The sequence below is a fragment of the Enterobacter cloacae complex sp. IR5418 genome (genome assembly GCF_049238105.1).
Lineage (GTDB): Bacteria > Pseudomonadota > Gammaproteobacteria > Enterobacterales > Enterobacteriaceae > Enterobacter > Enterobacter hormaechei.
Genome location: NZ_JBMKHS010000030.1, coordinates 45,421 through 53,466, shown reverse-complemented (window position 1 = coordinate 53,466; position 8,046 = coordinate 45,421). Strand labels below are relative to the sequence as shown.

Annotated in this window: 11 protein-coding genes; 7 read left to right on the top strand and 4 right to left on the bottom strand. The window is 46.0% G+C overall.

The window, feature by feature from the left end:
- Window positions 1-33: 33 nt before the first annotated feature.
- Both umuD and umuC read left to right on the top strand, forming a co-directional pair.
- On the top strand, window positions 34-468 hold the full coding sequence (gene umuD / locus ACOTX7_RS19185) for a translesion error-prone DNA polymerase V autoproteolytic subunit (RefSeq protein WP_000111290.1): 435 nt from the start codon (window positions 34-36) through the stop codon (window positions 466-468).
- Entirely contained in the window at window positions 458-1,711 is a 1,254-nt protein-coding gene (umuC, locus tag ACOTX7_RS19180) for a translesion error-prone DNA polymerase V subunit UmuC (RefSeq protein WP_001371894.1), read from the top strand. Before umuD ends, umuC begins: the two co-directional genes overlap by 11 nt.
- Before the next feature lie 45 nt (window positions 1,712-1,756).
- On the opposite strand, the gene ACOTX7_RS19175 is transcribed toward umuC, so the two are convergent.
- The gene (locus ACOTX7_RS19175; protein ID WP_000031378.1) at window positions 1,757-2,566 is read right to left on the bottom strand and encodes a DsbA family protein; all 810 of its coding nucleotides are present in this window, start codon (window positions 2,564-2,566) and stop codon (window positions 1,757-1,759) included.
- Window positions 2,567-2,936: 370 nt separating this feature from the next.
- Here ACOTX7_RS19175 and ACOTX7_RS19170 point away from each other — a divergent pair, with 370 nt between their 5' ends.
- A complete protein-coding gene (locus ACOTX7_RS19170) occupies window positions 2,937-3,284 on the top strand; it encodes a hypothetical protein (RefSeq protein WP_121343843.1) in 348 nt (115 codons plus the stop codon).
- A 59-nt stretch (window positions 3,285-3,343) separates the two neighbouring features.
- Here the strand turns inward: ACOTX7_RS19170 and ACOTX7_RS19165 are convergent, their stop codons facing one another.
- From ACOTX7_RS19165 to ACOTX7_RS19155, 3 genes are all read right to left on the bottom strand, one after another.
- Window positions 3,344-3,604 (bottom strand): hypothetical protein, encoded by a 261-nt coding sequence (locus tag ACOTX7_RS19165; RefSeq protein ID WP_001439466.1) that lies wholly within the window; start codon window positions 3,602-3,604, stop codon window positions 3,344-3,346.
- 195 nt (window positions 3,605-3,799) lie between these two features.
- A complete protein-coding gene (locus tag ACOTX7_RS19160; RefSeq protein ID WP_000843243.1) occupies window positions 3,800-4,192 on the bottom strand; it encodes a hypothetical protein in 393 nt (130 codons plus the stop codon).
- Window positions 4,193-4,216: 24 nt separating this feature from the next.
- Window positions 4,217-4,966: a thioredoxin fold domain-containing protein gene (locus ACOTX7_RS19155; RefSeq protein ID WP_000720274.1), complete on the bottom strand. Its 750-nt coding sequence runs from the start codon at window positions 4,964-4,966 to the stop codon at window positions 4,217-4,219.
- Between the two features lie 147 nt (window positions 4,967-5,113).
- On the opposite strand from ACOTX7_RS19155, the gene ACOTX7_RS19150 reads away from it, so the two are divergent.
- The 4 genes from ACOTX7_RS19150 to ACOTX7_RS19135 all read left to right on the top strand — a co-directional run bounded on the left by ACOTX7_RS19150 (window position 5,114) and on the right by ACOTX7_RS19135 (window position 7,994).
- Window positions 5,114-5,653 carry a lytic transglycosylase domain-containing protein gene (locus ACOTX7_RS19150; RefSeq protein WP_000494968.1) on the top strand — a complete coding sequence of 180 codons (540 nt, stop codon included), beginning with the start codon at window positions 5,114-5,116 and terminating at the stop codon, window positions 5,651-5,653.
- A gap of 82 nt (window positions 5,654-5,735) precedes the next feature.
- Window positions 5,736-6,293, top strand: coding sequence for an HAD domain-containing protein (locus tag ACOTX7_RS19145; RefSeq protein ID WP_001371950.1), 558 nt, complete (start codon window positions 5,736-5,738; stop codon window positions 6,291-6,293).
- A gap of 123 nt (window positions 6,294-6,416) precedes the next feature.
- Window positions 6,417-7,478: an HNH endonuclease signature motif containing protein gene (locus ACOTX7_RS19140; RefSeq protein WP_000902297.1), complete on the top strand. Its 1,062-nt coding sequence runs from the start codon at window positions 6,417-6,419 to the stop codon at window positions 7,476-7,478.
- 9 nt (window positions 7,479-7,487) lie between these two features.
- Window positions 7,488-7,994 (top strand): YrhA family protein, encoded by a 507-nt coding sequence (locus tag ACOTX7_RS19135; RefSeq protein ID WP_000654195.1) that lies wholly within the window; start codon window positions 7,488-7,490, stop codon window positions 7,992-7,994.
- The last annotated feature ends 52 nt before the right edge of the window (window positions 7,995-8,046 follow it).

Genomic DNA, 8,046 nt, shown 5'->3' with positions numbered 1-8,046 from the left:
TTATACATACAGTACAAGAATTCGAGTGTAGCTATGTCTGTTATCCTTGAGCACATTAGCAACAAGCCTTACGAAATGGCACCTTTTTTCAGTGATTTACTAAGCTGTGGAGTGATGAGTCCGTGCGCCGGGCATGAAGATAATGAATTAAATTTGCATGAATATGTAGTCCGCAACCGCCCCTCAACCTTCTTTGTCAGGGCGGCGGGCCTCAGTATGATCAATGCCGGTATCAATGATGGAGCAATACTGGTTGTGGATCGGTCTTTAACAGCACGACACGGCTCTATCGTCGTTGCGCTGGTGGATGGAGAGTTTACGGTAAAGATCTTACACACGTATCCTGAGCTGCTTTTGATGCCTTCTAATCCAGCCTATAAGCCGATACGTGTAAATCCTGAATCCCTTGAGATATGGGGCGTCGTCACCTTTGCACTGAATCAGTTCAGCCATGTACATGCACGTTGATATTAACGGAGCCTATGCGGCATTTGAGTGTGCGATGGATCCCAAGCTGTCAAAAAAGCCGCTCATCATAGCCAGCAATAACGATTCGTCCGTCATTGCAATGAATAAACTGGCTAAAAGCGTTGGTATTAAGCGTGGGACCCCAATTTTTAAGTGCAGGGATTTGATTCAGCAACACCGGATCGAAGTCCGGAGCTCTAACTTTACTTTGTATGAAGACTACTCAAATCGCTTCCATGAAACGCTGGAAAGCTTCGCGCCTCAATCGAGTCGATATAGCATAGATGAAAATTTCATGTTATTGAAAAACATGAACAAGATAATAGATTATGAAGATTACGGCCGGTTGATCAGAAGTACACTTCTTCATAATCTGTCCCTTACCTGTGGTGTGGGTTGTTCAAGCACCAAAACCCTCGCTAAATTATGCACCTATGCGAGCAAACGATGGGCAGCTACAGGCGGGGTTGTAGTTTTGACTGATCAGGCCAGGATCAGGAAGCTCCTGAGCCTGATCAGTACCAGAGAAATATGGGGTATTGGTCGAAAGATTAGTGAACGCCTGTCGGCTTTCGGGATCATCACTGCCGGTGATTTTTATAATAGCGACGTTCGCTTTTTACGTAAAAGCTTTGGCGTTGAAATCGAGCGTACCTGGCGGGAACTGCATGGCGAACCATGTTTCCGGCTGCACGAGTCTCCTCCTGTCAGGCAACAGATTATCGTTTCCAGAAGTTTTGGTCAGCGCCTTAATGAGATAGGCAAGCTACATGAGGCAGTTTCATTTTTTACCGCCCGGGCGGCAGAGCAGCTGCGCAAGGATGGCTCGTGGACCCGTCAAATCACAGTCTTCATTCAGAGTAGCAATTATGCGCAAGGTGAAAACCGCTACAGCAATTGTGGTATCGAGCCGCTTACCGCTACACAGGACACCCGCGATCTGGTTGATGCAGCCATGACCATCCTGAACCGCATTTACAGACCCGGGATAGCGTATGCGAAAGCAGGGGTAATGCTCTCCGCTATGACTGACGGCACAGAGCAACTCAGCCTGTTTGATACTCGCCCGGCCAGGCCTGGCAGTCAGGCACTGATGAAAGTTATGGACCGGTTCAATAAAGAAAAGCGCGGAGCTCTGTTTTTACTGGGGGAAGGCATTCAACAGGATTTTCGTATGAAGCAGGCCATGCTATCACCGAGATATACGACCCGCTGGGATGAATTACTCGTTGTAAAAGCGTAGCGGCCATGACCGGCATGGCCGTACTCATCAAATGTGAAAGTAACTTTAGGCCCCGCGAGCTTTTTCGATTGCGCCCTGCAAAGTTGCTGCGTCCATAGCCCCGGGGATAAATGTGGTAGTCGCCGCATTCGGCTTTTTCATATTCATAATGATGAAACCGGGTGTGCCGGTGATCCCGAGCGCTTCGCCCAGCTGCATATTGCCGGAGATCACGTTTTCATACCGGTTTTTTTCCCTGTCAGAAAACGTGCTGTTAAACCCTGACTTTTCCACCACAGTATTAAAGTCAGTGAGTTCGAATTTGCGTTGAGAGGTCATGAAGGTATGAGCCACAGCCATCAGGTTGTTGTGGTACTTACGATAGGCTTCAGCACCGAAATTCTGATAGACGTGCAGACCCGTAGCGGCCCCCATGGCAGATACAGGTTTTGAACCGGCAAAAATCGGGAATTCTTTAAAGAAGAATTTTACATCTTTGCTCTGATTCATTACCGATTCAACAACAGGTGTAACCCGCATGCAGTAAATACACTGATAGTCGAAGAACTCGATTACCGCGACGTCGGCGTCATCAGGGCCGATGTTTGGCGTCTCCTTGGTATCCAGCAGAGCTGGCGCATATGGAATTATTCGTTCCACTGAGGCACTCACGTTCTGATTTTCCAGCGCCTTACCTGCTTCCACTAAATAATGGGGATTTTTTACCAGGTAAGTAGCGGCAATTTTGCCAATTTCTTCCTCACTGAGCACCTTCGGTTTAAAATAAGTTGCCGTGATTAACGCCGAGGCAGCGGTAGCAATAACCGCAGAAATTAAAATCGTGGCCATCGGTTTTAAATAAAATTCTTTAGACATAGCTACCTTTATGCTTTTCAGCCTGTTAGTTATTAACCTGCGATGGATTATACTGGCCCGGTAAATCGGAATTATTCGTGAAACAATGCTTTTTGGAGATTAAAGGATGATTAGGCAGGGCTTTATACTCACAACCGCAATGCTTTTGAGTGGATGCGGATATCATTTCGCAAACCAGGTAGATGCGTACGATCTAATGCCTCGTCCTGTTACAAATAAAAGGTTTCAGATAGTCCCTCCGGACGAAAGTATTCAGTCCAGAATGTTTTCAGGCCGTTTTGCTGATGGATTAGCAAAAAAAGGAGTCATTATTTCCACTCACCAGCCAGATTATGTGCTCAGGTTCCGAATCAGCAGCTCACAGGAGAACATGCAGTATAGCGAGCAGCTTCTTACTGGGGTGACAGGCTACGTTGTAGATAAAAAGACAACGAGAACTGACAAGCATGGCGAATTGCATACTGACTATGACTACAAGCCAGTCGATGGGGTAATAGGCACTGAGACGATGTCGCAGATGCACTATATGCGACAGCTGGATGTCGAGGTATACCCGTCAGCGAAAGGAGCAAAGCAGGTTCTGAAAGTGAGTATGCAAAGCAATGCACCTGTGCCGTCAGACAGCATTGCTTATTCAGCAATGATCGACGCCTTTACTGATAAATTTGATGCGCCGCTGCGTTCCGGAAATTATGTTGCAGTGATCCCCTGGAACTGAAAGCAGACGGCGGGAAGAGAATGTTCAAAAGTGACTTTTGGACACGCACATTAACGTGGCTATCGCCCTCCCCCATTAAAATCATAAAGTCGGTAAAGATCGCCCATCGTGATGGAATTGGGCTTATTAATGAACAGATACTGTAACTGTTCTTTATGTTGAGTACTGGCAGCTGCATTCATAAGCACTTCCAGGTAGAACTTGTAGCCTATGCTTCGCTCTGAATACATATACTGGAACTGCATCAGTAAAATGCCTGACATAACATACAACAGCAGCAGACTGAGTAATACAGTGCTATCAGGCTGTTCCAGTGCCATACTGACATACCCTGAACCCAGAATGCACAGAAGCCACCCCGTCATTAGAGCAGGCACCCTACGACTCAGACGTTTATAACAACGTTTTATTACGGGATCCCGGAGATACTTTTTGTCAGGTATCCCCGTTGCTCTGATGACGAAGCTACTGAGTATCGACATCTTTTTTCCTTCTGGACGCTCTCAGTCAATAAATCAGGCCAGGCGCTCATTGAAAGCTACCACGAGCTGCGAATCGGGATTTTTTACCAGTTCGGGCCGGATAACTTTTAGTTGCCTCGTTGGGGCGAGCTCATCTGTAGGCCTGATGGTGGTATTACCCGGCCCCTTGCGGGTACTGTCGGTGTTTACCTTGAGCTTTTTATTTCCCAGGTAGCTTTCCATCTTTTTAGAGATGGTGTCACCTGTGGTCGCAACACCAGAGAGTTCCTTTAGATGTTCACCTTTATCCATTTGTACCGATGACATCAGAAATCCGATTCCGGGATCGTTTTCCGTTCCACAGGCTCCGTACTGACATTGTGCAGCGAAAACGGGCTGTACACCTACAGCAACCAGCATTAACGTACTCAGTAAAGTAGATTTCATACACACCTCTTACAGTCGGAAAAGTTACTTTTGCGCAGCGCCCATTTGGGTCACCAGGTTTTCCGGGCTCAGCCACCCCGTAAATAACTGCGGTTTGCCGCTTAGTGTCACCATGGTAGGAGTACCTTGCAGCGGGATTGTTGAGGCCACCTGGAAATGCGATTTGATAATGTTTAAGCAAGCCTCATCAGGACGTCCTTCCGGGATAGTTGAAACCGGATTCATCGCTGCATCCAGAGCTTCGTTTGGCTTTGCTGAACACCAGATTTTGGCCATGTTCCCGGCTACTACCGAGTTCAGTCCTGCACGTGGGAATGCAAGAAACTTAATCGAAATACCGGCATCAAGATAAGACTTCAGATCATGATGCAGTTTTTGGCAGTATCCACAGGTTATATCGGTAAAGATAGCAAGCCGGTATTTTTCGTTTGGTGATTTGTAGTCGATGGATTTTGTTTTGGATGCGAATTCCCGGACGCCCATTAAAATGGCCTGCTCAGTGGTGTTTACCACATCTTTACCTTTCACGTGGAATAAGCTTCCGGTAAAAATGTAATCTCCGTCTTTGCTCACGTAACTTACCCCCTCCCTGGAAATCACCGTAAAAATATCTTTTACTGGCGAGGGTTCGACGTGCTCGATTGAAAGCCCAATGGCTTTGAGCTTATCCCGGGCTGCATCTGGCAGTACCATTGTATTAACCGGCTCGGCATTCATCGTGAAGGCGGTACTTAATGAAAGAAGTAATACCGATGCCTTAATAATTTTTTTCATTTCCGCTCCTTAAATCGAGCACTAATATTATCACGCCCCAAAATTCCAGAATTTTGCTTAAACGCTTAAATCAACGGGTAAAGCCGAAAGAAAGTCGATAGATATATGGGAGAATAGATAAAACGTAGATTCAGTGGAGAAATCGTTGTGTTTACACCACCAGCAGATGATGTGAAACCTATTCCCGTTCCTGATGAGATTTACACTCAGTGCATTACGGATGCCGCCCGCTACTTCGGAATTGATGCTGAACTGGTTTTTACGTTGTTTGACAATGAAGGCGGTAAGGTTGGTACTTTCAGCAGGAATACTAACGGCACTTATGATATTGGCCCAATGCAGATCAACTCATCCAATCTACCTGAAATAAAAAAGCATTTCCCGACGGTAACGTGGCGGGTTCTGGCTTACGATGCTTGCGCAAGTTTCTGGGTTGGAACATGGTGGCTCTATAGAAAAATTGTTGATCGCAAGGGCAATGTGTTTGAAGGGATTGCAGATTACAACAGCAAAACCCCAAAGGTACGTGCAAAGTACATATTTAACTTCATGGTAAAGTACAATCGCCGGATCCAGCAGCGTAACGGGATGGGTGAGCTTTATCAATGGACCCAGCAACCTCCTCGATACAATGGCCATATAGCTAAAAATGTCCCGGAGCAAAACCCGACTCCTGTTGTTAAATAAATACAACCCGATATTACAGAAGATCATCGAGTGGCTTGGGTAAACCACCACAAATATTTCACACTGACTCAGGAGTAATATATTGTCTTCTTCTGCAAGAAATTTATTTAAGATTCTCTCTTCTTTCTTGATCCAGAAAAACCCTCATCATGAAGAAGTATGTGTTCATGAAGAAACAACAGCTGGTTTATGGGCCCCTCTCCCTGATTCGCATGTCGTGCTTTTCTTAGATTTCGATGGGGTTTGCCACAGGTGTAAAAATGAAACCTTTGAGCGAATGCCACTGTTAGAGAAATTGCTGGATAACTGCCCTGCCATGGTGATTGTTATCTCCAGCTCATGGCGTGAGTGCGCTAATACAAGTTATCTGAAATCTCTGTTCCGGGTGCCTTATAGAGACAAAATCATAGGTGCAACCGGTTCGGTATATTTAAAACACGGACAGACTGGTGTGCGGGCTGCCGAGTGTGAGGACTTTGTCTTTTCACATCGAGTTAAAGCATTTATCTGCCTTGATGACGACGAATCATTATTTCCGGCCGGTTATCCGCATTTGCACAAAACCGATTATTACACGGGCCTCACCGAATCTGACCTTGCAGCTCTTAACGCAAGGTACCATCAGCTCATGGGACGCTGATGAACAAAGTAACTTTCCTTTTACCCTGTCACTGCTGATCTCGTACGCCCATCCACTTTAGGATTGATTGTTTTATACCATACGCAATAATGTCTCATATGAATTCGACAAGAAAGGGACATTATGCTGCATCACTGTCAGGCTAAGTCACTGGATGACATATACCTTGAGGATATTCCCCACATCATACATCCGGCCACGGCGGTACATGACCTCGAAGATACCGCCCTGCCAAACCGGATTATTCAGGAATGGAATTTACCGCAGGGATATACACAGTTTGTCAGCCGGTATCACCAGTTCCACCATCAACGCCCCTGGCTCGCTTACCGCGATACGCTTGACGACATCAGATACGGTAAGATCGTTCTGCTTAGAAAAGACATAACCGGCAATGCCGGGCCGGGGGTTATATCAAATGGCAACCTACGCAATGACCTGCCCCTGTCCCTCTTTACCCGTCTGCGCGATATCATCTCTCGTCAGTTGAAACGCCCGGGGTATTACGTTCGATCAACGACACCAGCACAGCACGCCCAATCAACAAAAACCATTAATTCCAAAGCGGCTGGTCGTCTTCTCGCAGCTGGCGGGCTTTATAATGGAAATGTGGAGGGATTTCGACATACGGCTGAACAACTTGGCGGCGAAGCTGTTGAAGGCTATGACCAGGTATTGAACGAAACAACTTCAGGTATGCTGGTTGCAGCGGCTTCACTTCTGGTTATCCGAAATCCAAGGTCTGCGGATGAATTGACAAGTTATCTCGGCAAGTACAAAAAAGCACACGTTTTGCTCGATGATATGAATGTTAGCGAATTGAACTACATGCGCCGAGACAGAGCTGAATATTTAGCTCTCCGTGGACAATTCAACAATACTGTACGCCCTAACTTCCTTAAATCACTTTCAGACCACCCAGATGCCCTGGCTACGTTTGAACCTAACGATTTGATGAAACTTGCAACAGGCAAGGTCCCCTCTGGGTGGCAGGTTCACCACAAGATCCCTCTTGATGATGGTGGCACAAACGCTATAGACAACCTGGTACTTATTCAGAATTCACCATACCATTCAGCACTGTCGAAAGCACAATCCATCATTACGAAGGATCTACCGTATAATTCAAGCACCAAAGTTCTATGGCCATCGCCGAACGGTGTTATCTACCCGGTAGGAAAGTAAGAGGCGCTCATGAAAGATTTAACTCAACTACTCAGCAGCTTAAAGAGGTTGATGGTTGCAGATCACTACCCTTTAGCCAGCCCGGTAGCCCCGGAAGTCTTGAAAGACTTAATCTGCAATCCGCCTCCAGTGGAGTGGGCAGATCACAAAAAGAGCGCCTATATAGATATACAGAAACTCATTAAAACCAGGCTTGATTATGCCCAAGTGTTTAATGCTATGGATGGTTTTGAGTACAACGGACTTACGTTTTATAACCTTGTTCAGGCAGAGAACGAAAATCTATTGTGGTCAAATATTTACATACGCAACTTTGAAGCACGAGACAATGAAATCTACGTTGACCCAAATCTCACTGATAAGGTGTTAATCGGAGAAGATGGCATGTCACTTTTCGCTTATAGTTTTGCAGACGACTGCTTTCAGATAAGAGACAAAGCATCTACTGATTATGTTATTGAATCTCATACAGAGTTTGATAGATTTTTGTCTTCACTGATTCAAACCGTCAGTTGAATGTTCCGCAAGAGCGGTACTTCTGAAAAAAAGGCCGCAAACACATACTTTG